Source organism: Leifsonia poae, assembly GCF_027921845.1.
In the GTDB taxonomy this organism is placed as follows: domain Bacteria; phylum Actinomycetota; class Actinomycetes; order Actinomycetales; family Microbacteriaceae; genus Leifsonia; species Leifsonia poae.
This window is the reverse complement of sequence record NZ_BSEN01000006.1, coordinates 530,010-552,944: the sequence shown is the minus strand read 5'-3', so window position 1 is coordinate 552,944 and position 22,935 is coordinate 530,010. Positions and strand designations below refer to the sequence as shown.

Annotated in this window: 26 protein-coding genes; 10 read left to right on the top strand and 16 right to left on the bottom strand. The window is 69.0% G+C overall.

Annotation, left to right across the window (positions count from 1 at the left end):
• Positions 1 to 61: 61 nt before the first annotated feature.
• The 3 genes from PKE84_RS09635 to PKE84_RS09625 are packed head-to-tail and all read right to left on the bottom strand — an operon-like array spanning position 62 to position 3,283.
• On the bottom strand, positions 62 to 1,438 hold the full coding sequence (locus tag PKE84_RS09635; protein WP_271177011.1) for an FAD-dependent oxidoreductase: 1,377 nt from the start codon (positions 1,436 to 1,438) through the stop codon (positions 62 to 64).
• Between the two features lie 19 nt (positions 1,439 to 1,457).
• Positions 1,458 to 2,537, bottom strand: coding sequence for a polyprenyl synthetase family protein (locus tag PKE84_RS09630; RefSeq protein ID WP_271177010.1), 1,080 nt, complete (start codon positions 2,535 to 2,537; stop codon positions 1,458 to 1,460).
• The gene (locus tag PKE84_RS09625; protein ID WP_271177009.1) at positions 2,537 to 3,283 is read right to left on the bottom strand and encodes a class I SAM-dependent methyltransferase; all 747 of its coding nucleotides are present in this window, start codon (positions 3,281 to 3,283) and stop codon (positions 2,537 to 2,539) included. Before PKE84_RS09625 ends, PKE84_RS09630 begins: the two co-directional genes overlap by 1 nt.
• Before the next feature lie 113 nt (positions 3,284 to 3,396).
• On the opposite strand from PKE84_RS09625, the gene PKE84_RS09620 reads away from it, so the two are divergent.
• Positions 3,397 to 4,674 carry an isochorismate synthase gene (locus PKE84_RS09620; protein ID WP_271177008.1) on the top strand — a complete coding sequence of 426 codons (1,278 nt, stop codon included), beginning with the start codon at positions 3,397 to 3,399 and terminating at the stop codon, positions 4,672 to 4,674.
• Between the two features lie 13 nt (positions 4,675 to 4,687).
• Here PKE84_RS09620 and PKE84_RS09615 read toward each other — a convergent pair whose 3' ends face one another.
• A complete protein-coding gene (locus PKE84_RS09615; protein ID WP_271177007.1) occupies positions 4,688 to 5,542 on the bottom strand; it encodes a PPK2 family polyphosphate kinase in 855 nt (284 codons plus the stop codon).
• Positions 5,543 to 5,588: 46 nt separating this feature from the next.
• On the opposite strand from PKE84_RS09615, the gene PKE84_RS09610 reads away from it, so the two are divergent.
• On the top strand, positions 5,589 to 6,191 hold the full coding sequence (locus PKE84_RS09610; protein WP_271177006.1) for a gamma carbonic anhydrase family protein: 603 nt from the start codon (positions 5,589 to 5,591) through the stop codon (positions 6,189 to 6,191).
• Positions 6,192 to 6,198: 7 nt separating this feature from the next.
• On the opposite strand, the gene PKE84_RS09605 is transcribed toward PKE84_RS09610, so the two are convergent.
• The 6 genes from PKE84_RS09605 to PKE84_RS09580 form a co-directional block, all read right to left on the bottom strand.
• Entirely contained in the window at positions 6,199 to 8,199 is a 2,001-nt protein-coding gene (locus PKE84_RS09605) for a hypothetical protein (RefSeq protein ID WP_271177005.1), read from the bottom strand.
• 65 nt (positions 8,200 to 8,264) lie between these two features.
• The gene (locus tag PKE84_RS09600; RefSeq protein WP_271177004.1) at positions 8,265 to 8,564 is read right to left on the bottom strand and encodes a Dabb family protein; all 300 of its coding nucleotides are present in this window, start codon (positions 8,562 to 8,564) and stop codon (positions 8,265 to 8,267) included.
• Complete coding sequence (locus PKE84_RS09595) at positions 8,561 to 8,821, bottom strand: glutaredoxin family protein (RefSeq protein ID WP_271177003.1); 261 nt, start codon at positions 8,819 to 8,821, stop codon at positions 8,561 to 8,563. The genes PKE84_RS09600 and PKE84_RS09595 overlap by 4 nt, the downstream gene beginning before the upstream one ends.
• Positions 8,822 to 8,952: 131 nt before the next feature.
• Entirely contained in the window at positions 8,953 to 9,051 is a 99-nt protein-coding gene (locus tag PKE84_RS09590) for a 30S ribosomal protein bS22 (RefSeq protein WP_003792170.1), read from the bottom strand.
• A gap of 69 nt (positions 9,052 to 9,120) precedes the next feature.
• Entirely contained in the window at positions 9,121 to 9,315 is a 195-nt protein-coding gene (locus PKE84_RS09585; protein ID WP_055889786.1) for a helix-turn-helix domain-containing protein, read from the bottom strand.
• A gap of 116 nt (positions 9,316 to 9,431) precedes the next feature.
• Positions 9,432 to 9,860, bottom strand: a complete 429-nt coding sequence (locus PKE84_RS09580; protein WP_271177002.1) for an ArsR/SmtB family transcription factor — start codon at positions 9,858 to 9,860, stop codon at positions 9,432 to 9,434.
• A gap of 78 nt (positions 9,861 to 9,938) precedes the next feature.
• Between PKE84_RS09580 and PKE84_RS09575 the strand changes: the two genes are divergently transcribed.
• The 3 genes from PKE84_RS09575 to PKE84_RS09565 all read left to right on the top strand — a co-directional run bounded on the left by PKE84_RS09575 (position 9,939) and on the right by PKE84_RS09565 (position 13,125).
• Entirely contained in the window at positions 9,939 to 11,387 is a 1,449-nt protein-coding gene (locus PKE84_RS09575; protein ID WP_271177001.1) for a TrkH family potassium uptake protein, read from the top strand.
• Entirely contained in the window at positions 11,380 to 12,048 is a 669-nt protein-coding gene (locus PKE84_RS09570; protein ID WP_271177000.1) for a potassium channel family protein, read from the top strand. The genes PKE84_RS09575 and PKE84_RS09570 overlap by 8 nt, the downstream gene beginning before the upstream one ends.
• A gap of 417 nt (positions 12,049 to 12,465) precedes the next feature.
• On the top strand, positions 12,466 to 13,125 hold the full coding sequence (locus PKE84_RS09565; protein ID WP_271176999.1) for a putative endonuclease domain-containing protein: 660 nt from the start codon (positions 12,466 to 12,468) through the stop codon (positions 13,123 to 13,125).
• A gap of 51 nt (positions 13,126 to 13,176) precedes the next feature.
• Here PKE84_RS09565 and proC read toward each other — a convergent pair whose 3' ends face one another.
• A complete protein-coding gene (proC, locus tag PKE84_RS09560) occupies positions 13,177 to 14,025 on the bottom strand; it encodes a pyrroline-5-carboxylate reductase (protein WP_271176998.1) in 849 nt (282 codons plus the stop codon).
• Between the two features lie 22 nt (positions 14,026 to 14,047).
• Between proC and PKE84_RS09555 the strand changes: the two genes are divergently transcribed.
• Together PKE84_RS09555 and PKE84_RS09550 are read left to right on the top strand one after the other, a co-directional pair.
• Positions 14,048 to 15,010 (top strand): cation diffusion facilitator family transporter, encoded by a 963-nt coding sequence (locus tag PKE84_RS09555; RefSeq protein ID WP_271176997.1) that lies wholly within the window; start codon positions 14,048 to 14,050, stop codon positions 15,008 to 15,010.
• Positions 15,007 to 15,708 (top strand): glutamine amidotransferase, encoded by a 702-nt coding sequence (locus PKE84_RS09550; RefSeq protein ID WP_271176996.1) that lies wholly within the window; start codon positions 15,007 to 15,009, stop codon positions 15,706 to 15,708. The genes PKE84_RS09555 and PKE84_RS09550 overlap by 4 nt, the downstream gene beginning before the upstream one ends.
• A gap of 154 nt (positions 15,709 to 15,862) precedes the next feature.
• Here PKE84_RS09550 and tadA read toward each other — a convergent pair whose 3' ends face one another.
• Positions 15,863 to 16,330, bottom strand: a complete 468-nt coding sequence (gene tadA, locus PKE84_RS09545) for a tRNA adenosine(34) deaminase TadA (protein WP_271176995.1) — start codon at positions 16,328 to 16,330, stop codon at positions 15,863 to 15,865.
• A gap of 38 nt (positions 16,331 to 16,368) precedes the next feature.
• On the opposite strand from tadA, the gene upp reads away from it, so the two are divergent.
• Together upp and PKE84_RS09535 are read left to right on the top strand one after the other, a co-directional pair.
• A complete protein-coding gene (gene upp, locus PKE84_RS09540; protein WP_271176994.1) occupies positions 16,369 to 17,001 on the top strand; it encodes a uracil phosphoribosyltransferase in 633 nt (210 codons plus the stop codon).
• A gap of 442 nt (positions 17,002 to 17,443) precedes the next feature.
• Positions 17,444 to 18,178 carry a winged helix-turn-helix domain-containing protein gene (locus tag PKE84_RS09535; RefSeq protein ID WP_271176993.1) on the top strand — a complete coding sequence of 245 codons (735 nt, stop codon included), beginning with the start codon at positions 17,444 to 17,446 and terminating at the stop codon, positions 18,176 to 18,178.
• A gap of 150 nt (positions 18,179 to 18,328) precedes the next feature.
• Here PKE84_RS09535 and PKE84_RS09530 read toward each other — a convergent pair whose 3' ends face one another.
• From PKE84_RS09530 to PKE84_RS09515, 4 genes are all read right to left on the bottom strand, one after another.
• Positions 18,329 to 19,150 (bottom strand): ABC transporter permease, encoded by an 822-nt coding sequence (locus PKE84_RS09530; protein ID WP_271176992.1) that lies wholly within the window; start codon positions 19,148 to 19,150, stop codon positions 18,329 to 18,331.
• Positions 19,147 to 20,154 (bottom strand): ATP-binding cassette domain-containing protein, encoded by a 1,008-nt coding sequence (locus PKE84_RS09525; RefSeq protein WP_271176991.1) that lies wholly within the window; start codon positions 20,152 to 20,154, stop codon positions 19,147 to 19,149. Before PKE84_RS09525 ends, PKE84_RS09530 begins: the two co-directional genes overlap by 4 nt.
• A gap of 163 nt (positions 20,155 to 20,317) precedes the next feature.
• Positions 20,318 to 21,007 (bottom strand): PadR family transcriptional regulator, encoded by a 690-nt coding sequence (locus tag PKE84_RS09520; protein ID WP_271176990.1) that lies wholly within the window; start codon positions 21,005 to 21,007, stop codon positions 20,318 to 20,320.
• 108 nt (positions 21,008 to 21,115) lie between these two features.
• On the bottom strand, positions 21,116 to 21,988 hold the full coding sequence (locus PKE84_RS09515; protein WP_271176989.1) for a sigma-70 family RNA polymerase sigma factor: 873 nt from the start codon (positions 21,986 to 21,988) through the stop codon (positions 21,116 to 21,118).
• An 84-nt stretch (positions 21,989 to 22,072) separates the two neighbouring features.
• On the opposite strand from PKE84_RS09515, the gene PKE84_RS09510 reads away from it, so the two are divergent.
• The gene (locus tag PKE84_RS09510; protein ID WP_271176988.1) at positions 22,073 to 22,909 is read left to right on the top strand and encodes an SDR family oxidoreductase; all 837 of its coding nucleotides are present in this window, start codon (positions 22,073 to 22,075) and stop codon (positions 22,907 to 22,909) included.
• The last annotated feature ends 26 nt before the right edge of the window (positions 22,910 to 22,935 follow it).

The following is a 22,935-nucleotide window of genomic DNA, read 5'->3' as shown; positions in this document are numbered from 1 at the left end:
CCGGAAGGCCAGCGGTGGCAGCTCTGGGATTGTGCGCGCCGGGCCGGGGGCACCCGGACGGCTAGTCGGCGACGGGCGCCGCGAGCTGGTTCGACGCCCGCACCATCTCGTCGCGCGGAACGACCTTGATGCGGGTGCGGCCGCGCGCCTCGCCGAGCGCGAGCTCGTGCTGGTCGAGGTTGTGCCAGCCGTCGAGGTTCGTGTACTCCACGTCGCGCGCTTCGAGCAGGTCGACGATCGCCTGTTCCGACGGGTCGGTGGGAGCCCACCAGTTGCCCTGATCGTTGATCACGTGCTTGATGGTCTCCATCGCGTCGGACTTCGTGTGCCCGATGAGGCCGACCGGCCCGCGCTTGATCCATCCGGTGGCGTACACGCCGTACATCCGCTCGTTGTCGCCCGAACGCAGCACCTGACCCTCGTGGTTCGGGATCACGCCGTGCTCCTTGTCGAACGGGATGCCGTCGAGAGGCGAGCCGAAGTAGCCGACGGCGCGGTAGATGGCCTGCACCGGGACCTCGCGGATCTCGCCCGTGCCCCGCACGCCGCCCTCGCCGTCGGGCGCGGTGCGCTCGTAGCGGTAGGCGGCCACGTTGCCGTCGCCGTCGGAGACGACCTCGAGCGGCTTGGCGTAGAAGTGCAGGTGCAGCCGGCGCGACGCCTGGCCCACCTCGCGCTGCCGCCACTGCTGCAGCACCCGGTCGATCACCATGACCTGCTTGTTGCTGGCCACGGCCGCCTTCGACTGCTCGTCGTAGTCGAAGTCTTCGTCGTAGAGGATCATGTCGACGTCGTTGAGCTCGCCCAACTCGCGCAGCTCCAGCGGGGTGAACTTCACCTGCGCCGGTCCGCGGCGGCCGAACACATGAACGTCGGTGACGGGCGACGCCTTGAGGATCTCGTAGACGTTGTCCGGGATCTCGGTGGGCAGCAGGTCGTCGGCGTGCTTCGCCAGGATGCGCGAGACGTCGAGCGCGACGTTGCCGTTTCCGATCACTGCGACGGACGCGGCCTCGAGCGGCCAGGTGCGCGGCACATCCGGATGCCCGTCGAACCAGCTCACGAAGTCCGCCGCACCGTACGAGCCGTGCAGGTCGATGCCCGGGATGTCGAGGTCGGCATCGTGCACGGCACCGGTCGAGAAGATCACGGCGTTGTAGTGCTTCTTGAGGTCGTCGAGCGTGATGTCGCGTCCGTAGGTCACATTGCCGAACAGCCGGATGTCGCCGCGGTCGAGCACCTCGCGGAGCGCCGTGATGATGCCCTTGATGCGCGGGTGGTCGGGGGCGACGCCGTAGCGCACGAGTCCGTAGGGTGCGGGAAGCTGCTCGAACAGGTCGATCGAGACATCGAAGCTGCGTTCGGCTTTGAGCAGGATGTCCGCCGCATAGATTCCGGCGGGTCCGGCACCGACGATGGCCAGTCGCAATTTGGTCATACGCTGTATCTTTCCTCGCTCAGCTGGAACGGTCGACGATCGTGTCGGCGAATCGGGTCAGGGCCTTCTTGACCGACCCCTTGGGCAGGGGCGCGAGCGCCTCAACGGCTTCGTGCGCCCAGCGGTGCGCCTCGTCGAGGGTCTGGGCGGTGACGTCGTGGTCGCGGAGGGCGGCGATCGCCGCGGTGGCCTCCGGCGTGATGGCCCCGTCGTCGACGGTACCGATGACGTCGCGCTCGAGGCGCTCGAGAAGCGCCAGGGCATCCGCGTCGCTCTCGGCGCGTACGCGCAGGCGCAGCAGCGGAAGCGTCGCGACGCCGGCACGCAGGTCGTTGCCCGGCGTCTTGCCGGTCTCGGCGACGCCCTCGGACGAGAGGTCGATCACGTCGTCGATGAGCTGGAAGGCGACGCCGATCTTCTCGCCGAAGGTCACGACGGGCTGCTCGTAGTCCTCAGAGGCGTGCGAGAACACGACGCCCATCTGCGCGGCGGCGGCGATCAGCGAACCGGTCTTGTCGGCGAGCACCTGGAGGTAATGCTCGATCGGGTCTTCGCCGTCTTGCGGTCCGATCGTCTCGTGCAGCTGACCCAGGCAGAGTCGCTCGAAGGTGTCGGCCTGCATCGTGATGGCCCGCACGCCGAGGGCGGCGACGAGCTTGCTGGCGCGGGCGAACAGCAGGTCGCCGGTGAGCACGGCGACGGAGTTGCCCCACACCGACTGCGCGCTCGGCACCCCGCGGCGCATCTGTGCTTCGTCCATCACGTCGTCGTGGTAGAGCGAGGCGAGGTGTGTGATCTCGATCGCCTCGGCGGCCTTGAGCACCTCGGGGGTGTTGCCCTCGCCGAGCTGCGCGGCGAGCAACGTGAGCATGGGGCGCACGCGCTTGCCGCCGGCCTCGAGCAGATAGCGGGCGGTGACGTCGGCGAAGTTGTCGGCGAACCGCATCTCGGCGATCAGCCCCTCTTCGACGAGCGCGAGACCGTCATCGACCGAGGACGCGAGCTCTTTGTCCTGACCCGAGGCGAAGATCTTGTCGGTCAGGCCGACCTGGCTCGACAACGACGCCGGACGACGAACCGCCGGAACGCTTGAAGCCACTACTCCCCCTCGGTTGGGACGGATGACGGCGCGGACGCCGCCGTCAGCGGCTTGAAGCCACGGTGCAGAGCGACGATACCCGCCGTCAGGTTGCGATACGCGACCTTCTCGAACCCGGCCGCGCGCAGCCAGCCGGCGAGCACGGGCTGGCTCGGCCACGCCTCGATCGAGTCCATAAGGTATTCGTACGCCACCGGGTTGGAGCTCGCGAGCTTGACCAGTACGGGCATCCCGTACCGCAGATACGCGAAGTAGCCGGAGCGGATGACCGCGAGCGGCGGGCGGGAGAACTCGCAGATGACGACGCGGCCGCCGGGCTTCGTGACCCGGTAGAACTCGGCGATGGCCTTTTGCGGGTCGACGATGTTGCGCAGGCCGAAGGAGATGGTGACGGCGTCGAACTCGTCGTCGCCGAACGGGAGCGCGGTGGCGTCGGCCTGCACGAACTCCACGAAGGGGTTGCCGGCCTGACGGGCACGGCCCACCTCGATCATCCCGGCGGAGAAGTCGGCCGCGACGACCCGTGCACCGTCTTTTGCGAGCGATGCGCTCGAGGTGCCGGTGCCGGCGGCGACATCCAGAACGATCTCTCCGGCGCGCGGAGCCACCGCACGCGTCGTCGCCATGCGCCACAACGACGCGTTACCCATCGAGAGCACGGTGTTGGTGCGGTCGTAGTGGGTCGACACTTCGTCGAACATGGCAGCGACCTGCTCGGGCTGCTTACTGAGGTCGGCCTTACTCACCCCACTAGCTTAGGCGGCACCCGGCTGGTCTGCATTTACGCGCAGGCGGAGCCCCACTCAACCCCCAGCCCGCGCGCATCCGGCGCCCAGCATGCCGGGTTTAGGCTGGGCTGGTGACAGCTACAGCGACCACGCCACGTGCGTCGAGCGCCACCGCGCTCTCGGTCGAGACCACCCCCCTCGACGACGTACGGCAGCTCATCCCCTTCCTCGACTCCCGCCGACCGCTGCTCTGGATGCGACGCGGCGAGGGGCTCGCCGGTGTCGGCGAAGCGCTCCGCCTGGAGTTCTCCGGCGCCGACCGCATGCGCGCGGCAGCCGTGGCCTGGAGCGAGGTCGTGTCACGGTCCTCCGTCATCGACCCGATCGGCAAGCCGGGAACCGGGCTCGTCGCGTTCGGAACGTTCGCGTTCGACGACGAGAGCACGGCGACGAGCGTGCTCATCGTGCCCGAGTTCGTCATCGGCCGCCGCGACGGCCGCAGCTGGATCACCCGCGTGCGCGCGATCGACGGCCTCGACGCAGCCGGCGCCTCGACCGCGCCTGCACCCCGGCCCACCGCGTTCGGCGACGAGTACCGGCTGTCGCTGCTCCCCGGCTCCCTGAGCAAAGACGGCTACCGCCAGGCGGTCGCCACGGCCGTCGAGCGCATCCGGGAGCACGACCTCGGCAAGGTCGTGCTCGCCCGTGATCTCGTCGCCCACCTGCCGCTCGAGTCCGACCTGCGCCGTGCACTCGTCGAGCTCGCGCTCGGCTATCCGGAATGCTGGACGTTCGCGGTCGACGGGCTCGTCGGCTCCTCCCCCGAGACGCTGGTGCGCGTCGACCACGGGGCCGTCAGCGCCCGGGTGCTCGCCGGCACGATCTCGCGAGGGCCGGATGCCGCGGCCGACCACGACGCCGCCGTCTCGCTGGCCTCCAGCACCAAAGACCAGGACGAGCACCGCTACGCGGTCGCCAGCGTGATCTCCGCGCTCGAGCCGCATAGCTCCGGGCTCGCGGCAAGCGACATCCCGTTCACGCTCAAACTCCCGAACCTTTGGCACCTGGCCACCGACATCGAGGGCACGCTGAGCGACGGGTCGACCTCGCTCGACCTCATCGATGCCCTGCACCCGACCGCTGCGGTGGCCGGGACCCCGACCGACGCCGCGGTCGCCCTCATCCGGGAGCTCGAGCCGTTCGACCGCGGGCGCTACGCCGGGCCGGTCGGCTGGGTCGGTGCGGACGGTGACGGCGAGTGGGCCATCGCACTGCGCTGCGCACAGGTGAACGAGAGCGGAGACCTCACGGCGTATGCCGGCTGCGGCATCGTGGCCGACTCCGAGCCGGACCGCGAACTCGCCGAGACGACGATGAAGTTCCGGCCCGTGGTCGAAGCGTTCGGCTGATCCGGGCCGGAGTCTAGGACCCCTCCAGCCGCGCCTTCTCCGCCTCCACGTCGTAGTCGGCCTTCGGCCACTCGAGATCCAGACGCTCCAGGGCGTCGATCAGCAGGTGCTGCACCGCGAGGCGGGCGTACCACTTGCGGTCGGCCGGAACCACGAACCACGGGGCGTAGTCCGTCGAGGTGCGCTCGAAGACCAGCTGGTACGCGTCCTGGTAGGAGTCCCAGAGCAGGCGCTCGTCCACGTCGCCCGGGTTGTACTTCCAGTGCTTCTCCGGCCGCTCCAGCCGGTCGAGCAGTCGGGCCTTCTGCTCGTCCTTGCCGAGATGCAGCATGACCTTGACGATGGTGGTGCCGTCGAACGCGAGCTCGCGCTCCCAGTCGTTGATCGCACCGTAGCGCCGCTCGATCTCCTCGGCCGGGGCGAGGTTCCTGACTCTGCCGATGAGCACGTCTTCGTAATGGGAGCGGTCGAAGACACCGAGCTGACCGGCGGCCGGCGTCTCCTTCTCCACGCGCCAGAGGAAGTCGTGCTTCAGCTCCTCCTCGGTCGGCTTCTTGAAGCCCGCGTAGCGCACGCCGCCCGGGTTCACAGCGCCGACGACGTGCGAGACGATGCCGCCCTTGCCCGCGGTGTCCATCGCCTGCAGCACCAGGAGGACGCGGCGCCGGTCGCCGTCGGCACCCGCCGCGAACAGGCGCTCTTGCAGGTCGGCGAGGATCGTCGCGCCCTCGGCGAGCGCCTTCTGACCGTCGCTCTTACCGCCGTCGAACCCGTAGACGGCGTCGGTCGGCTGGTCGGCGAGCACGAAACCGTCACCCACCCTCAGCTGCTCGTCGGGATCCGTCGTCCAGAAGTCTTCCCGTCCCACGCTGGCCTCCTCGATCGCGAGTGTGTGTTCATAGTACGGTCGCGGAATGGAGTTCCGACACGGGCGAGCCCAGCCGCGCATCCACCCCACCGCCACCGTCGCGGCGACCGCCGTGATCAGCGGCGACGTCGAGGTCGGCGCCCACTGCCGCATCCTGCACGGCGCGGTGATCACCGCTGACGGCGGCTCGGTGCGGCTCGGCGACCACGTGATCGTGATGGAGAACGCGGTGATCCGGTCGACCCGGCAGAACGCGGTCGGCATCGGCGACCATTCGCTGGTCGGGCCGCTCGCCTACGTCGTGGGGGCGACGATCGAGCCAGAGGTGTTCATCGCGACCGGCGCCCGAGTGTTCAACGGTGCCGTGATCGGACGCGGAAGCGAGGTGCGCATCGACGGCATCGTGCACCTGCGCACGACGCTCGCACCCGGCACGACCGTGCCGATCGGCTGGGTGGCGGTGGGCGATCCGGCGCGCATCCTGTCACCGGATCAGCACGACGAGATCTGGGCGGCGCAGCGGGAGCTCGACTTTCCTGGCTACGTGTTCGGGATCGATCCGGCGCGCCTGGACCGCCCGTTCATGGTGGAGCTGACCGAGCGCTATGCGCGAGCGCTGGCCGGGAACGCGGACGACGAGCAGGTCTGACGCCGGCCTACCGCGCGGCGCCCGACGCGTCGAACGCCGGGTCGAATGCGTCGGCGGGGTAGTACGTCACGGTCGACGCGTCGCCGCCCGGCAGCAGCACCGGACGGAACTCGCGCTCCGACTCGGCGTCGTCGAAGGTCAGGTCGATGATCTCCCGCCATTGCCCGTCGGCCATCCGCTGCACGGTCGCCTCCCACGTGACGCCCGGGGTCTCCTTCGCCTGCAACCGGAAATGGATGCCCACCGCCCGCCGCCGCTTCAGCAACGACAGCAGACCGCGGTACACGGCCATCCGCTCGACCGAGGCGAACCACGGGCGCAGGCTGCGCACCAGCACGTCCGCATTCCAGAGGATGGTCGTCGCGAACCCGGCGCGCGACTGGTACACGTCGACGGCCAGCACATCCGGGATGCGGCGCAGGGTCTGGCGCAGGGTGCCGCGTGTGATGCCCTCCTGCACCGTGCTGTGCAGATAGAACGGCACCGACGGCTGCACCACGGAGGTGCTGGTGCGCAGAGCGGCGTGGTCGACGAGCCGCTGATCGGGACCGAAGAAGACCCGGAGTTCGGCCAGCATGGCCGCCACCCGCTCGTCGGGCGGGTCGAGCTCGAGCGTTCGCGCGGTGTCCGCGTAGGCGGTCGACTGGTGCAGCACGCCCAGGCGGAACTCGGCCGGGAGCGGAGGGCCGGCCAGCACGGTGACGAACTCGTCGGTTCCCACGACCGCGCCCACGACGGCACCCGCGTCGGTACCCGCGTCGGTGCCGCCCGCGGCCCCGCCGGTGTCGTCGTTCCGCCATCGCACGGGGTTCTCGCGCCCCTCGATGCGCGGAACGATGTCGAGCACGTGCTCCAGCGCGAGCACGTGCACCCCGCGCGGGATCGGCACCCGGCCGAGCGGCGTCCCACCCGTGACGAGGTGCGTGACCGTGAACCCCTCGGCCTCCGCGCGCACCGCCACCTGGGCGGCGACCATCCCGCCGAGGCTGAAGCCGGCCAGCATCACGGGCTCGCCCTCCCGGATGCCGGCGGCGCGCATCACCTCGAGCCCGGCACGCGTGACCGTCGGCTCCCCCTCGGCGCCGATCACGAGGTCGGCGGTGAGGTCGTTCGGCGCGACGCCGGCCCGCGGGTGCCACGACTTGGTGCTCGGGAACTGCACGATCCAGTGGCGGCGGCCGCCGGCCATCCGGGACGAGACCCTGATCAGAGCGACGTCGGCGCGGTCGTCGAGGTCGGGATCGCAGAGGTCGTCGATCTCCCGCTGGCTCACGAACAGCTGACGCAGCCCGGTGATCTGCCGCCGACGCAGAGCTCCCGCAGCGAGGCCCGGATAGCCGAGCGGATCGGGATACGGCTCGAGGTGCAGACCCAGCAGCCCGGCCGGCACATCCACGAGTCCGGGCGACGGGCGATAGTCGTGCGGAGCATCCGGATCGCGCCACCACCGCAAGAAGTCGAGGATGTGCGGAAACGCCTCGCCGAGGAACGCGTCGTAGCCGAGCACGCGCGCGTCGTGGCCGTCCCGCAGCCAGCCGCGCCGCCTGCCCAGGTTCACGCTCTTGCGCAGGATGCCCGCGAGCGTGAACACGGCGACGTACGGTCGCGCTCGCCAGCGCGGCGCGACGAGGCCGACGGCGCTCGCGAGCAGGGCGAGCGGGGAGAGCAGGAAGCCGGCCAGGCGGGCTGACGCCCCGACGATACGTGGCGCCGACGACAGGTACAGGGAGCTGAAGACGATCGTGCGCGAGCGGCGGCCAACCGGTGCGTGCAGCCGGAACGGGTACGGGATGCGCCGCGGACCCTGCACGAAGAACCAGATCCACGCGACGACGTACCCGACGAGCCAGACCGCGGCCACCACGACGGCGGCGACCACCCCGAGAACGAGCAGCACGACGCCGATGGCGAGCATGAGGATCGCGCCCAGCACGACGCCGACGCCGAGCACGAGCCACCCCAATGGACCTCGCCGACGCAGCGTGCGAGGGGGGAGCTGGGGCAGCATGGCGTCAGCCTAGCCCCGGCCACTGTCGCGGCCACGACGCCCCTCTGACGTCGGGTGGCTGACGCTCAGACCTCGAAATCGACGGCTGAGCGGCCGCCGACGACAGAACGGATGTACCCGGCGACCACCTGGTGATCGGGGTGCGCCACATAACGGGCCAGCGCATCCGCGTCGGCGAAGTCGCTGATCAGCACGATGTCGAAGTTGTCTCCGTCGAGGGCGTTGATGCCCACTTCGAGGCTCAGGATCTCCGGGATCGTCGCCGGAAGGCCCTCCAGCCCGCGCTTCATGACGGCGAGCTGCTCGGCGCGCTCGGACTCCTCGGCTGCGGCGAGCTTCCACGAGACGACGTGGCGGATGGTCATTCGGCCTCCAGGAGAGCGGTGCGGAGACGGGCCGGATCGACCCGCCAGTACGTGTGCACGCGGCCGCCGATCAGCACGACCGGGATCTCCTCGACGTAGCGCTCGTGCAGGTCGGGATCGTCGAGGATGCTGACCTCGCCGACCGACACGGACGGCGCGCCCGCCGGAAGATCGGCGATGACCGCGTGGATGACGTCGCGCGCGTCATCGCACAGATGACAGCCGGGCTTGCCGACGAGCGTGAGTTCAACGTCCACCCGTTCAGCCTAGCGAGCGCGCGCCGGCCTGCGGGTGCAGCGCTGTGCCCCTTGGGAACTGCGCTGTGCCGTTCGGGTACAGCAAAAAGCGCCGGGCCACTGGACCGGCGCTTGAGCTGCAGACTCGAGGTCTACTTCTTGTTGCGACGCTGGTGGCGCGTCTTGCGAAGAAGCTTGCGGTGCTTCTTCTTCGCCATACGCTTGCGACGCTTCTTGATAACGGAACCCACGTAGACCTCACAAAGTTAGGGGGCTGGCCGCGGAATGCGCGGCGACACAAAGCACAAGTCTACCGGACGTCACGCAGTGTCGGCGACGTGATTGTCGAGAGCCTGTGTTACCGCCGACTCCGGCACGCGAAACGAGCGGCCGAAACGGATGGCGGGGAGTTCTCCGGAATGCACCAGGCGGTACACGGTCATGCGGGAGACACGCATCATGTCGGCCACCTCGGCGACCGTCAGGAAGCGCACATCCGAGAGATCGCGTGCCATCTGCTGTGTTTCCTTCTGTCCACTGTCATGGTACTCGTGTGACACGAGTTGTGAATGGAAACTCTAGGGCCAGAATGTCCCGCGCGTAAAGTGCGCGAAAGGGGCTCGTCGACCGCTCAGTCGCGACGCCACTTGCGGGGCGTGACGCGCTCCACGGCCGTGGTGACCCGGTGGCTCGTGTCGGCGAACACCTTTCCGACCGTGCTCGCGAATTCGCGGGTCTCGTCGGCGAGCTCGGCGTTGAGCGCCTCGACATCGGCGGCAGATGCCACGAACGGAATGATCCAGTCCTCGACGGCCTCGAGCGGCTCCGCATCGAGACGGTAGTAGCGGTGCTGGCCCTCCTCGCGCACGGCGACGAGTCCCGCATCCCGCAGCACCTTCAGGTGCTTGGAGACGGTGGGCTGGCTCAACTCGAGGGTGGCCACGATCTCGGAGACACTGATCTCGCCTGCGGAATGAGCATCTCCGGCATGACGATCGAGCAGCACCCCCAGGATGTCGCGCCTGGTCGCGTCGGCAATCACGTCAAAGATGTCGGCCATCCCCCCAGGCTAGTCACTCACCCTGCGGAGTACCATGTCGGAACTGTCGGTCGAACCGGTCAGTGGGAGGATCTAGGCATGCGAGCCACCCTGGCACCCGGCCGTCCGAGCAGCACAACGGTCGGCAGCCGTGTTCGCGAAGCGGTGAACGGCTTCGCGAGCCGCAGTCCGTCGCGGTTCGCCATCCTGGTGTTCGCGCTGCTCATCCTCGTGTTCACGCTGCTGTTCTCCCTTCCCATCGCGACCACGACGGGGACGACCACTCCGCTCGCCGATGCGCTGTTCACGGCCGTCTCTGTCATCTGCGTCACCGGGCTGGCCACGGTCGACATGGCGACCCACTGGTCGGTGTTCGGCCACACGCTCGTCTACGTCGGCGTGCAGATCGGCGCCGTCGGTGTGCTCACGATGGCGAGCATCCTCGGTCTGGTCATCTCGCGCCGGCTCGGGCTGCGCGCCAAGCTGATGGCGGCGAGCGACAGCAACCCGTTGCGCATCCACGCGGGCCCGGTCGCCGAGGGCCAGGCGGTGCGGCTCGGCGACGTCGGCAAGCTCCTGATCACGGTCGCGCTCAGCATGGTCGTGATCGAGGGTGTGATCGCGCTGCTCCTCTTCCCCCGCATGCTCATCGCGGGCATCCCGCTCGGTACGGCCCTCTGGGAGAGCGTCTACTACTCGGCGATGGCGTTCACGAACACCGGATTCGCGCCCAACGTCGAGGGACTCACGGCGTTCGCGACGGACTACTGGTTCCTCAGCGCCCTGATGATCGGCGTCTTCCTCGGCGCGATCGGATTCCCGGTCATCCTGGCGATCGCGACCAACCTGCGGCGGACGCCCGGCCGGCGCCGTCGCTGGTCGATCCACGTCAAGCTGACGCTGCTCACCTCCGTCATCCTGCTCGTCGCGGGCACCGTGCTCTACATCGTGCTCGAATACGACAATCCCAAGACGTTCGGCCACCTGGATGCCGGCCACACCGTCTTCCAAGCGCTGTTCCTGTCGACGATGACGCGCTCGGGCGGCTTCTCGACCATCCAGATCGACGACCTGCACGGATCGAGCCTGCTCGTCAGCGACATGCTCATGTTCATCGGCGGCGGCTCCGCCTCGACAGCCGGCGGTATCAAGGTCACGACGCTGGCCGTGCTGTTCCTCGCGGCGTTCGCCGAGGCGCGCGGTGTCGAGTCGATGGACGCGTTCCGCCGCCGCATCCCGATCGATGTGCTGCGCCTGTCGGTGGCGGTGGCGCTCTGGGGTGCGACGATCGTCGCGGTCTCGACGATCGTGCTGCTGCAGATTACGAAGGCGCCGCTGGAACACGTGCTGTTCGACGTGATCTCCGCGTTCGCGACCTGCGGTCTCTCGACCGGCCTCACGGAGAAGCTCCCCGACGCCGGCGTCTACGTGATGGCGGCCACGATGTTCTGCGGGCGCGTTGGTACAGTGACTCTCGCCGCGGCGCTGGCTCAGTCCCAGCGCAAGCAGCTGTTCCACAATCCTGAAGAGAGGCCGCTCGTTGGTTGACCGCATCAAGCACAACGCACCCGTGCTGGTGATCGGCCTCGGCCGTTTCGGCGCCGCGACCGCCGGCGAGCTCGACCGGCTCGACCGCGAGGTGCTCGCGATCGACACCGATGGGGCGCTCGTGCAGAAGTGGGCCGACCGCGTGACGCACACCGTGCAGGCGGACGCGCGCTCGATCGAGACCCTGCGCCAGCTCGGCGCGGAGGACTTCTCGGTCGTCGTCGTGGCCGTCGGGTCGTCGATCGAGGCGAGCGTGCTGATCACGGCGAACCTGGTCGACCTCAAGGTGCCGCAGATCTGGGCGAAGGCGATCTCGCAGTCGCACGGCAAGATCCTGGAGCGGATCGGCGCCAACCACGTGATCTATCCGGAGGCGGAGGCGGGCGAGCGCGTCGCGCACCTCGTCTCCGGCCGGATGCTCGACTTCATCGAGTTCGACGACGACTTCGCGCTCGTCAAGATGTACCCGCCGAAGCCGATCCGGGGCATCCGGCTGGCCGACTCGGGAGTGCGCTCGAAGTACCACGTCACCGTCGTCGGCGTGAAGAGCCCCGGCAAGCCCTTCACCTACGCGACGGCCGACACCGTCGTCTCGAACCACGACCTCATCATCGTCTCGGGCACCTCCGGCGACATCGAGCGCTTCGCCGCCCTCGAGTAGCCCCGCCTCGCTCCGCTCCCCCGCAATCGAGTCCGGGAGAAATCAGTCCCCGGACATCACTAGAGCGATTTCGCCCGGACTCGATCCGGCCTGTGGATAACTTTTACGAGGGTCGTTCGGAGTTCGCAATCATGTTGCATGCGAAAAAGTCCTGCACTCCCTCCGAGTCTCGACGGCTGCGGCTTCACCTACGCTGAGGCGCGCGCTGCAGGAGTCGATCGGTCACATCTCTATAGCAAAGCAGTCCAGCGTCCGTTTCACGGTGCGAGAACGGCTGGCGTCAACCTCGCCGACCATGTAGCACTCTGTCGAGCAGCGGCCGCCGTCCTGCCGACGACCACCTACTTCAGCCACGCTTCAGCCGCGGTACTGCACGCCTTCCCGCTCCCGCGTCATGCCGAGCCATCTGATGTCGAAGTGAGCGTATTCGAACCCGCCCGACCTCCGGAGATCGCCGGAATCGCCGCCCACCAACTGACGTCGACCGGCCAGCGCTGGGTCCTGATCAAGGGGCTGAGAGTGATCGGCGCGGAAGACGTGTGGGCGCAGTTGAGCCACCGGCTCTCGATCGACGACCTCGTGGTGGTCGGCGACTTCCTCGTGACCGGAGACCAGCCGTATTCGGGAATTCCGCCATCGTCCACGATCGATCGGATGGCCGCGGCTGTGCGCAGACATGGCCGACGCAGAGGCGTGCGTGATCTGCGGTGCGCTCTTGAGAGGATTCGATACGGATCGATGTCGCCCCAGGAGACCCGCCTCCGGCTCGCACTCATCGACGCGGGGCTTCCCGAGCCGAAGCTGAACATGCGAGTCGTCGATCCCGAAGGACGACTTCTTGCGCTCATCGACCTTGCATACCCCGAACACCGTGTCGCCATCGAATACTTGGGCGACCATCACCGACGGGAAAAGTCGACCTATCGGAACGACATCGCCCGGCGCGAGATGCTGTCGGATCTGGGCTGGTCGGTCATCTTCGTAACAGGTGGCGACCACCTAACGACTGCCGCCCATCGAGTTCGTCGCGCCCTCCTCAGATCGAGTCCGGGAGAAATCGCTCCGAATCCAGTTTGAGTCCTGATTTCTCCCGGACTCGATTGCGGGGGGCTGCGGGGGCGGGGGGGGCTAGGACTGGGCGAGCTCGCGCGCGCGGGCGAGGGCGGCGTCGGTCGCGCGGGCGAAGAGCGCGCCGAGGTCGGCCTGCTCGAGCACGCTGATCGCGCGCTCGGTGGTCCCGCCGGGGCTCGTGACGCGGCGGCGCAGCTCGGCCGGCTCCTCCCCCGACGACACCAGCAGTTCGGATGCGCCCAGGAAGGTCCCGTTGACGAGCTGCCGCGCCTGTTCCGGCGTGAAGCCCTTGCCGACGGCGGCCTCGGTGAGCGCCTCGATCAGGTAGAAGACGTATGCCGGGCCGGACCCGGAGATCGTGCTCAGCGCATCCAGCTGCGATTCGGGAACCTCGACGACCTCGCCGACCGTCTCGAAGAGCGCGCGCACGAGCGCCAGGTCGTCCGGGTCGGTGCGCGTGCCCGGGCTGATCCCGGTGACCGCCTTGCCGACGATGGCGGGGGTGTTCGGCATCGAACGCACCACGGAGACCGTGTCGGGCAGCAGGGACTCGAAGGTCGCGATCGTGACCCCCGCCGCCACGCTCACGATCACGGTGCCCGGCTCGAGCGAGTCCGCGATCTCGCGCAGCAGGTCGGGGACCATCGCGGGCTTCACGGCGACCAGGACGATCCGGGCGCCCTCGACGGCGACGCGGTTCACATCCGGCTTCTCCTCGGTCGCGTACGCCGTCACACCGCGCGTCGACGCGAGCTCTTCGGCGCGGTGCTTCGACCGGTTGGTGACGCGGATGCCGCCCTCCACCGTCACTCCGGGAGCGACCAGGCCGCCCAGGATGGCCCTGCCCATCGACCCGGCGCCCAGAAGCGCGATCGTCGGAAGCGTGACGTTCTTCGTGTCGCTCATGCGGCCATCCTAGGATGAGAGCATGAGCGCATCGGGTGGAACAAAGGCGATCGTCGCGGCCTTCGCTGCCAACCTCGGGATCGCGGTCACGAAGTTCATCGCGTGGGCCTTCTCGGGCTCGTCGTCGATGCTCGCAGAGGGCGTGCACTCGCTCGCCGACTCCGGCAACCAGCTCCTGCTCCTGCTCGGCGGACGCCGGGCCAAGAAGAAGGCCGACAGCGAGCATCCGTTCGGCTACGGGCGCGAGCGCTACGTCTACGCGTTCGTCGTGTCGATCGTCCTGTTCTCGGTCGGTGGCGTGTTCTCGGTCTACGAGGGCATCGAGAAGCTCACGCACCCGCATCCGCTCGAGAACTGGTGGATCCCGATCCTCGTGCTGCTCATCGCGATCGGCCTCGAGTCGTTCTCGCTGCGTACCGCGGTGCGCGAGTCGCGCCCCCACAAGCACGGGATGTCGTGGCCGCAGTTCATCCGCCGCGCCAAGGCTCCCGAGCTTCCCGTGGTCCTGCTCGAGGACGTCGCCGCCCTCACCGGTCTGGTGTTCGCGTTCTTCGGCGTCGGCCTGACGGCCCTCACCCACAACGGCGTCTTCGACGCGATCGGGACCCTGCTCATCGGTGCTCTGCTCATCTCCGTCGCGGTCGTGCTCGGCATCGAGACCAAGAGCCTGCTGGTCGGCGAGGGCGCCAGCGATGCGGATGTCGCCGCCATCGAGCAGGCGATCCTGGCCGGCAACGAGGTCGAGCGCATCATCCACATGAAGACCCTCTACCTCGGCCCGGACGAGCTGCTCGTCGGAGCCAAGCTGGCCGTGTCGGGCGAGTACCGGCTGGCGGAGGTCGCCGCGTCGATCGACGTCGTCGAGCGCCGCATCCGCGACGCCGTCCCGGCCGCCCGCGTGATCTACATCGAGCCGGATGTCTGGATCGACCCGAACGAAAAGCACCCGGCCACCGACGCCATCGTCATCAAGGGTCTGGAGTGACGCGGACGGCGGTCGTCCTGCAGCACGACCCCACGATCCACCTCGGCAACATCGGGCCCGTCCTGCGCGACGCCGGCTACGACCTGCGCATCGTCGACGTCACGACGGAGGACGTCTCCGCCATCGACCCGAACGAGGCCGATCTCGTGGTCGTGCTCGGCGGCGAGATGGGTGCGTACCAGACCGAGGAGTACCCGTTCCTCGCGGCCGAGCAGTCGCTGCTGCGCGCGCGGCTCGACGCGGAGCGGCCGACCCTCGGGGTCTGCCTCGGCGCGCAGCTCATGGCGGGCGCCCTCGGCGAGCGCGTGTACAAGGGCGACTCGATGCAGATCGGTTTCCGGCGGGTCGAACCGACGGAGGCCGGCGCAGCGTCGCCCATCCGGCATTTCGGCGAGGTGCCCGTAGTCGAGTGGCACGGCGACACGTTCGAGCTGCCCGAGCGCGCGACCCTGCTCGCGTCGTCGAGCGATTACTCGAACGAGGCGTTCGCGGTCGGGGACTTCGCGCTGGCGGTGCAGTTCCATCCGGAGGTGACCGACGAGATGCACGAGCGCTGGGTCAGCGACGGCTACAACGAGCTCGACGAGCACGCCCTCGATCCGGATGCCCTGCGAGAGGATCGCGCGGCGTATTCGAGCGGCATGCAGGAGGCCTCCCGTCGCGCGTTCTCGGAGTGGCTCTCGCAGCTGCCGGCCTGAGCGCACGTCCCGTCGAGCCCCCACACCGTCGAGCCTGCACGCAATCGAGTCCGAACTTCTTGCGCCCAATCGCGGCGTGTCGCTGCAACAAGTTCGGACTCGATTTCGTGTGACGCGAGGACGGGACGCGGACGGGACGCGGGCGCGGCGCCGCTCAGCGCTTGGCGCGGAAGAAGTCGAGCAGCAGCTCGGCGCAGTCCTCGGCGCGCACGCCGGCGAACACCTCGACCCGGTGGTTGAGCCGCTGGTCGCGCAGAACGTCGTAGACCGAACCGGCCGCTCCGGCCTTCTCGTCCCACGCCCCGAACACCACCCGCGGCACCCGCGCCGCCAGGATCGCGCCCGCGCACATCACGCACGGCTCGAGCGTGACGACGAGTGTGCATCCCTCGAGGTGCCAGTCGTCGCGGGCCGCCGCCGCCTCGCGCAGCGCCAGCACCTCCGCATGCGCGGTTGGATCGTGCCGCAGTTCGCGCTCGTTGCGCCCCGTTCCGATGACGGCGCCGTTTTCGTCGAGCACGAGTGCGGCCACCGGCACGTCGCCGGTCCCGAACGCGAGACGTGCGTCGACGATGGCGCGCAGCATCCACTCGTCGTACGCAGCGGGTACGGGCAAACTCACGTCGGGCTCCCGGGGAGATGTTGGATACCCTTGAGCCTATGCGCGTTCACGTTGCCGACCATCCCCTCATCACCCACAAGCTGACGGTGCTGCGCAACAAGGAGACCTCGTCTCCCACGTTCCGCGCCCTCACGGAGGAGCTGGTCACCCTCCTCGCCTACGAGGCGACCCGCGCGGTGCGGGTGGAACCGCAGGAGATCGAGACGCCCGTCACGACGACGGTCGGCGTGCGACTGAGCGAACCGCGGCCACTGGTGGTCCCCATCCTGCGCGCCGGGCTCGGGATGCTCGAGGGCATGGTCAAGCTCATGCCCACCGCCGAGGTCGGCTTCCTGGGCATGGTCCGCAACGAGGAGACCCTCGAGCCGACCACCTACGCCGAACGCCTCCCCGACGACCTCTCGCACCGTCAGTGCTTCGTGCTCGACCCGATGCTCGCCACCGGCGGCTCTCTCGGTGCCGCGATCGACTTCCTCTTCAAGCGCGGCGCCGTCGACGTCACCGCGATCTGCATCCTCGCGGCTCCCGAGGGCATCGCCGCCCTCGAGAAGGCCACCGAGGGTCGCGACGTCACGATCGTGCTCGGCGCCCTCGACGAGCGCCTGAACGAGAACGGGTACATCGTGCCGGGTCTCGGTGACGCGGGCGACCGCCTCTACGGCACGGTCTGACGCTGCCGGGCACCGCATTCCCCGGGCATCCCGCGCCTGGGAGCGCGCCCGAAACATTACGTAATGATTTGACACCGCACGTCACCGTTCGCTTTACTTGCCAACATGACTGACAACTCGCGTACCCTGACCTCCTTCGAGGCCCCTGGGGATGCCGGCATGATGATGCCCGGCCGCGACTCGGTCATGTGTTGCCGAATGTGTCGCTAATCTGACGACCCTTCGCCGAGTCACCAGGCCCCCGACCCACTGAGTCGGGCGAGGCCACTGGCTCCCCGGATGCGCCACACTCACGCATCCGATCATCGGCCGATCTGAGGCCCAACACAGAACACGCGAATCCTCGCAACCCGTCACCTCTTGAACCGGATGTACCGGTCCTCACGGGAACGCCGAAACGGCGGCAGCGGATTCCACGCATCATCACAAAGGACTTCATCCCATGTCTCTGGCAACCATCGACACCACTTTCGCCCCCGCTCCCGCCCGCCGCCTCTCCGCCGCCCCGGCCGTTCCCGCCGCGGCGCCGGCCCCGGCCGCTCCCGCCGTCCAGATCCGCGCCGTACCGAACGGCACCGAGGCCCGCGGCTTCGTGCTCTACGTCGGAATCGACGAGGCGAAGGCCGCCGCGTCCGGCACCGACCTCGGCCGCATCGTCGAGGCGCTCAAGCGCCTCACCGCCGAGATCGCCCCGTCGGCAGAGACCTACGCCGCCGTCGCCCTGGCTCCGGAGGGAGCCGGCGGACGCGACGTCGACGTCGTGCGCCTCGCCCTGCAGGATCCGGCCGCGATCGCGAAGCACCGCCACGCCGGCACGGTCGACGAGGACGAGGACCGCGCATCCGGTGGCGTCGTCGTGGACATCTCCCGCAAGCGCCTGATCCTCGACAACCAGACCGCCGCGCTCACCTACAAGGAGTTCGAGCTGCTGCAGTACCTCGTTCTGCGCGAGGGACGCACCATCGAGCGCGCCGAGCTCATCTCGTCGCTGTGGGGCGCGGCCGACGACGAGGCGCCGAACGAGCGCACGATCGACGTGCACGTGCGCCGCCTGCGCGCCAAGCTCGGCCGGTACGAAGACATCGTGCGCACTGTCCGCGGAGTCGGCTACCGCTTCGACCGTCACGCCGACGTGTCGATCCGCCACGCCAGCGCCCCCTCGCCCGACCTGTTCTAAGCCGGGGCCCCGCCGCGCGCCACCCCCACGCGGCCGCATCCGGCCACATCCGTTGAGGGGCGGCAAACGCATCCAAGACCGCCGTGTTGGATGCGTTCGCCGCCCCTCAACGAAATCCCCTCGACGGAACCCGCGCAACAAACCCGACGGTCAGGCCGAGCGCTGGTACGACCGGAACGCGGAGGTCGCCCAGGCGGCCATGACCACGGTCAGCGCCGCCAGGAGTGCGACGTGCCCCCACAGCGAACCCCAGTCCGGGTTCGCGCTCAGCGCCTGACGGCCGACGATCACCGCCCACTCGAACGGGTTGTACGCGGCGACGTTCTGCACCCACTCCGGCGAGAGCTTCGTGTTCATGATCGCCGAGCTCAGGAACATCAGCGGCAGCGTGATGATCTGCGAGATGCCGATCAGTGCCGTCTGGTCGCGGGCGAGCAGCGCCACCGCGTTCGACAGCGAGCAGAACACCGCGGTGAGCAGCACCACGCCGAGCAGCAGCAACAGGATGCCCGTGAAGCCGCCCTCGAAGCGGGCGCCCGCCCAGAAGGCGATTCCGACGACCACGAGCGACTGCACGATCGCCAGGAGCGACTGGTACACGAGCGTCGACACGATCAACGCGCCCCGGTTCGTCGGCGACGTGAGGAAGCGGTCCATCACCCCGCGCTGCATGTCCTGGATGTACACCGTGCCCGACCAGGCGCTGCCGAACAGGGCCATCATCATCACGATGCCGGGCGTGAGGAACTCGAGGTAGCTCTGGCCGTTGCCGAAGCCGGGGATCTCGACGACCGACTTGAACAGCTGCCCGAACAGCAGCAGCCAGATGATCGGCTGGATGAGGTTCATCACCAGGAACGCCGGCATGCGCCATGCGGCGCGCAACTGACGCCCGGTCAGGATGGCCGTGTGGGTGAAGAAGGTCGGTGATGCGGTGGTGCGGCCGGGTCGGCCGGCGGCGATGGTTGTCATGATGCGTTCTCCACGGCGAAGTTCTCTTGTGCTTTGGTGAGGGTGCGGCCGGTGTGCCGCAGGTAGACGTCGTCGAGACTGGGACGCGCGACGGTGGCCGATGCCACCGTGACCGACGCGGCCTCGAGCGCGGCGAGCGCGAGCGGGAGTGTCGCCGCCCCGTTGTCGGAGCGGGCGCGCAGTGTGCGGCCGTCCCCGCCGACCTCTCGGAGCTGGTCGACACGCTGCAGCGCGGCGAGCGCGGCGAACGGGTCGCCGTCGGCGGTCAGTTCGACGATCACCGCGTCACCGCGCAGATCGTTCTTCAGCTCCTCCGGCGTTCCGCCCGCCACGACCGTTCCGTGGTCGACGATCGCGAGGCGCGATGCCAGCCGGTCCGCCTCCTCCAGGTAGTGCGTCGTGAGCAGAACGGTCATGTTCTCGTGCTTCGTCATCCGCTCGATCTCGGCCCACAGCTCTGCGCGGGCCTCCGGGTCGAGGCCGGTCGTCGGCTCGTCGAGGAACAGCACCTCGGGGTGGTGCATCAGGCCGATCGCTACGTCGAGCTTGCGCGCCATGCCGCCGGAGTAGCCCTTCACCTGGCGCTTCGCGTGCTCGGTGAGCCCGAACCGGTCGAGCAACTCGGATGCCCGCGCGTGCGCACCCCGTGCGCTGAGGCCTTGCAGGCGTCCGGCGAGCACCAGGTTCTCGACGCCGGTGTCCATCGGATCCGCCACGGACTTCTGGGCGACGAATCCGATCGCGCGCCGCACGCGGGCCGGATGCTTTCCCACGTCGATCCCGGCGACGAACGCTCGCCCGGAGTCGGCGCGGGCGAGGGACGAGAGGATCTTGATGGTGGTCGACTTGCCCGCGCCGTTGGGGCCGAGCAGTCCGAAGACCGTTCCGGCCTCGGCGTCGAAGCTGAGGCCGTCGAGGGCGCGCACGGGGGTCTTGCCCCGGCCCGCCCGGTAGGTCTTGACGAGGTCGTCGGCGATCAGCGCCGACGGTAATGCAGTAGCCACGGTGGCTTCCTTTCCATTGGAGAGCCGTCCGTGCGAGCCTGCGCAGTACGATGTGAATGGACCCTCGGTGACTGTTGACGCAGGTTCCTCACGGAACGACTGGGGTTTGGATGGCCGGAGAGTTGCCGCTCTCCGGCCATCACCTTTTGTGGTGCGGTTCGTTTCAGCCCAGCAGGTCGGCCACCTCCTGACCGAAGTCGCCAGCCGAGATCCTCTGCTGGATCTCGACCATGCTGAGTCCTTGGGTCAGAAGGGCGTGCAGCCCCTCCCACATCTCGATCCCGCCGATGTCGCGGGCAGCGATGCGCTCTGCCAGCCCGGCGAGGAACGCGCGCTCTGCGACGAGCATCGCCTGCTTGTAGTGGAACTCGATCATGAAGAGCTCGGGCAGCCGGCCGACCAGTTCGGCCGCTCCCTTCTCGCGCTCCGCGATCTCGGCGTCGAGGCGCTCGAGCCGGCTCCTCAGGAGGTCGACGACGACCTCCGGGGCCAGCATCGGCAGCAGGGAGAGGCCCGTCTCGATCGCCGGGTACTCCTTGACCGGGGTGTCGATGAGCTCGCGCAGCCAGTCGTCGGCCTCGCGCCGACCGGCGTCCGTGATCTCGTACACGATGCGCTCCGGGCGGTTGCCCTCGCGCTCGGTCTGGGCGACGGCGATGAGACCGTGCTTCTCGAGCGACTTGATCACGGCGTACAGCGAGCCGAAGTTCAGGCGGATGCTGTCTTCTTTTCCGCGTTCGCGCATCGAGGTCGTCATCTCGTACGGGTACATCGGTCGCTCCCACAGGCACGACAGCACGGCCAGTGCCAGTGGGTTTCCCACCGGCCGCTTGCTCGCATCACGCAGCACCACGATCACTCACCTCCGAATACTTTAGTCAGAGTATTCGATTCAGAGTGATCGCGTCAAGCGGTGCGTGCATCCCGGTCGGCTGGTCAGCTGCCGCCCGGGATGCAGCCGCTACTCCAGTCCCAGCACCGCGGCGACGCCGAGCTCGGCGAGGCGCGAGGGATCGGCCAGCACCTCGAGCCCCACGATGCGGCCGTCGGCGAGGTCGAACGCCATGATCGACACGACGCGGTCCCCCAGCACCGCGGCGACTCCCGGGAGTCCCCCGATCAGCACGGGGACGGAGTGCGCCGCGAGTCGTCCGGAGAGCACGGCCTGACCTGCGATCGCCGCGGCGCCGGAGACCAGCTGTGTGCTCGTTCCGTAGTCGGCGCGCAGCACCGCGCCGTCGTCGAGCAACGAGAGCAACGCGGTCACGTCGCCCCGTTGGGCCGCCTGCAGCCACGCATCGATCAGGGTCCTGGCGCGCCGCGGATCCGGGCGGGCGGGGTCGCTCGCGTCGCGAACCCGGCGACGGGCACGGGATGCGAGCTGCCGCACGGCCTCCGGGGAGCGGTCGAGGGCATCCGCCACCTCGTCGAACGGGCGCCCGAAGACGTCGTGCAGCACGAACGCGACCCGCTCCGCCGGGCTCAAGGTCTCGAGCACCACCAGGAGCGCGGCCGTGACCTGATCGCCGCGTTCCGCCTCGGCGGCCGGGTCCCCGATCGGCGAGGACGGGTCGTCGGGCCACTGCTCCACCTCCCACGACCGCTCGCGGGTGCGGCGTGGAGCGCGCAGGATGTCGAGACTCACGCGCGAGACCACGGTGGTCAGCCACGCGTCGAGGTTCTCGATCTGCGAGACGTCGGAGCGGCTCAGCCGGAGCCAGCTCTCCTGCACCGCATCCTCCGCGTCGGCGCGCGATGAGAGCAGCCGCGTGGAGATGCCGAGCAACCGCGGCCTCGCCGTCTCGAATCGTTTCGCGAGAATCTTCTGATCCACCAGTCACATCCTCCGGAGTCCGTTCGTCACTCTATCGACGGGGCAGCACGCCCCGACGTGACACGGACCGACAGGAGTCGAATCATGAACGCACCGATCCTCGTGACGGGCGGCACCGGAACCATCGGGCGCCGCGTCGTCCCCCTGCTGACCGCCGTCGGACGGGAGGTGCGCATCCTGAGTCGTCACCCCGAGCAGGATGCGCCCGGCATCCGGCACGTCGGCGGCGACACGGTGGCGGGCACCGGGCTCGCGGATGCCCTCAGCGGCGTGCGCACGGTGCTGCACCTTGCGGGCGGTGCCAAGGGGGACGACGTCGCGGCACGGAACCTCGCGGCCGCAGCGCTGTCTGCGGGCGTCGAGCACCTCATCCTGATCTCGGTGGTCGGTGCCGACCGGATGCCGATCGGCTACTTCCGCGCGAAGGCGGAGGCCGAGCGGACCATCGTCGAGTCGGGCGTTCCCTGGACCGTGCTGCGTGCGGCTCAGCTGCACGAGTTCGTGCTGCCGATCGTCCGCGGTCTCGCGCGACTGCCGATCACGCCCGTGCCGACGGGCCTGCGGTTCGAGCCCGTCCACGTGGACGAGGTCGCGGCCCGCCTGGCGGCGGTCGCGCTCGGGACACCTGCAGGTCGGGCGCCGGACATTGCGGGCCCGGAGGTGCTCGGCGTGGCCGAACTCGTGGCGGCGTATACGGAATTGCTGGGCACGAGACGAGCGCGACGCCCGCATCTTCCTGTGCGGCTGCCGGGAGCCGTCGGGCGTGCGTACCGCGCCGGCGACAACCTTGCGGGCGGATCCGCGATCCGGGGCGAGCGGGGATGGGCGGAGTTCCTCGCGGAGCAGGCGGCGATCGGCACCCCCCGGACGGGGCCCATCGAGAACCCGAAGCCGCGCATAGAAAACTCGCAGCAAAAATAACGAACAGGTAACTAGCGGCCGTTACC

Coding starts and splice junctions, on each gene's coding strand:
- PKE84_RS09635 (WP_271177011.1), bottom strand. CDS start 1,438: ATGACCAAATTGCGACTGGCCATCGTCGGTGCCGGACCCGCCGGAATC.
- PKE84_RS09610 (WP_271177006.1), top strand. CDS start 5,589: ATGGAGTTCCGACACGGGCGAGCCCAGCCGCGCATCCACCCCACCGCC.
- PKE84_RS09605 (WP_271177005.1), bottom strand. CDS start 8,199: ATGCTGCCCCAGCTCCCCCCTCGCACGCTGCGTCGGCGAGGTCCATTG.
- PKE84_RS09600 (WP_271177004.1), bottom strand. CDS start 8,564: ATGACCATCCGCCACGTCGTCTCGTGGAAGCTCGCCGCAGCCGAGGAG.
- PKE84_RS09585 (WP_055889786.1), bottom strand. CDS start 9,315: ATGGCACGCGATCTCTCGGATGTGCGCTTCCTGACGGTCGCCGAGGTG.
- PKE84_RS09580 (WP_271177002.1), bottom strand. CDS start 9,860: ATGGCCGACATCTTTGACGTGATTGCCGACGCGACCAGGCGCGACATC.
- PKE84_RS09575 (WP_271177001.1), top strand. CDS start 9,939: ATGCGAGCCACCCTGGCACCCGGCCGTCCGAGCAGCACAACGGTCGGC.
- proC (WP_271176998.1), bottom strand. CDS start 14,025: ATGAGCGACACGAAGAACGTCACGCTTCCGACGATCGCGCTTCTGGGC.
- PKE84_RS09555 (WP_271176997.1), top strand. CDS start 14,048: ATGAGCGCATCGGGTGGAACAAAGGCGATCGTCGCGGCCTTCGCTGCC.
- upp (WP_271176994.1), top strand. CDS start 16,369: ATGCGCGTTCACGTTGCCGACCATCCCCTCATCACCCACAAGCTGACG.
- PKE84_RS09535 (WP_271176993.1), top strand. CDS start 17,444: ATGTCTCTGGCAACCATCGACACCACTTTCGCCCCCGCTCCCGCCCGC.
- PKE84_RS09530 (WP_271176992.1), bottom strand. CDS start 19,150: ATGACAACCATCGCCGCCGGCCGACCCGGCCGCACCACCGCATCACCG.
- PKE84_RS09510 (WP_271176988.1), top strand. CDS start 22,073: ATGAACGCACCGATCCTCGTGACGGGCGGCACCGGAACCATCGGGCGC.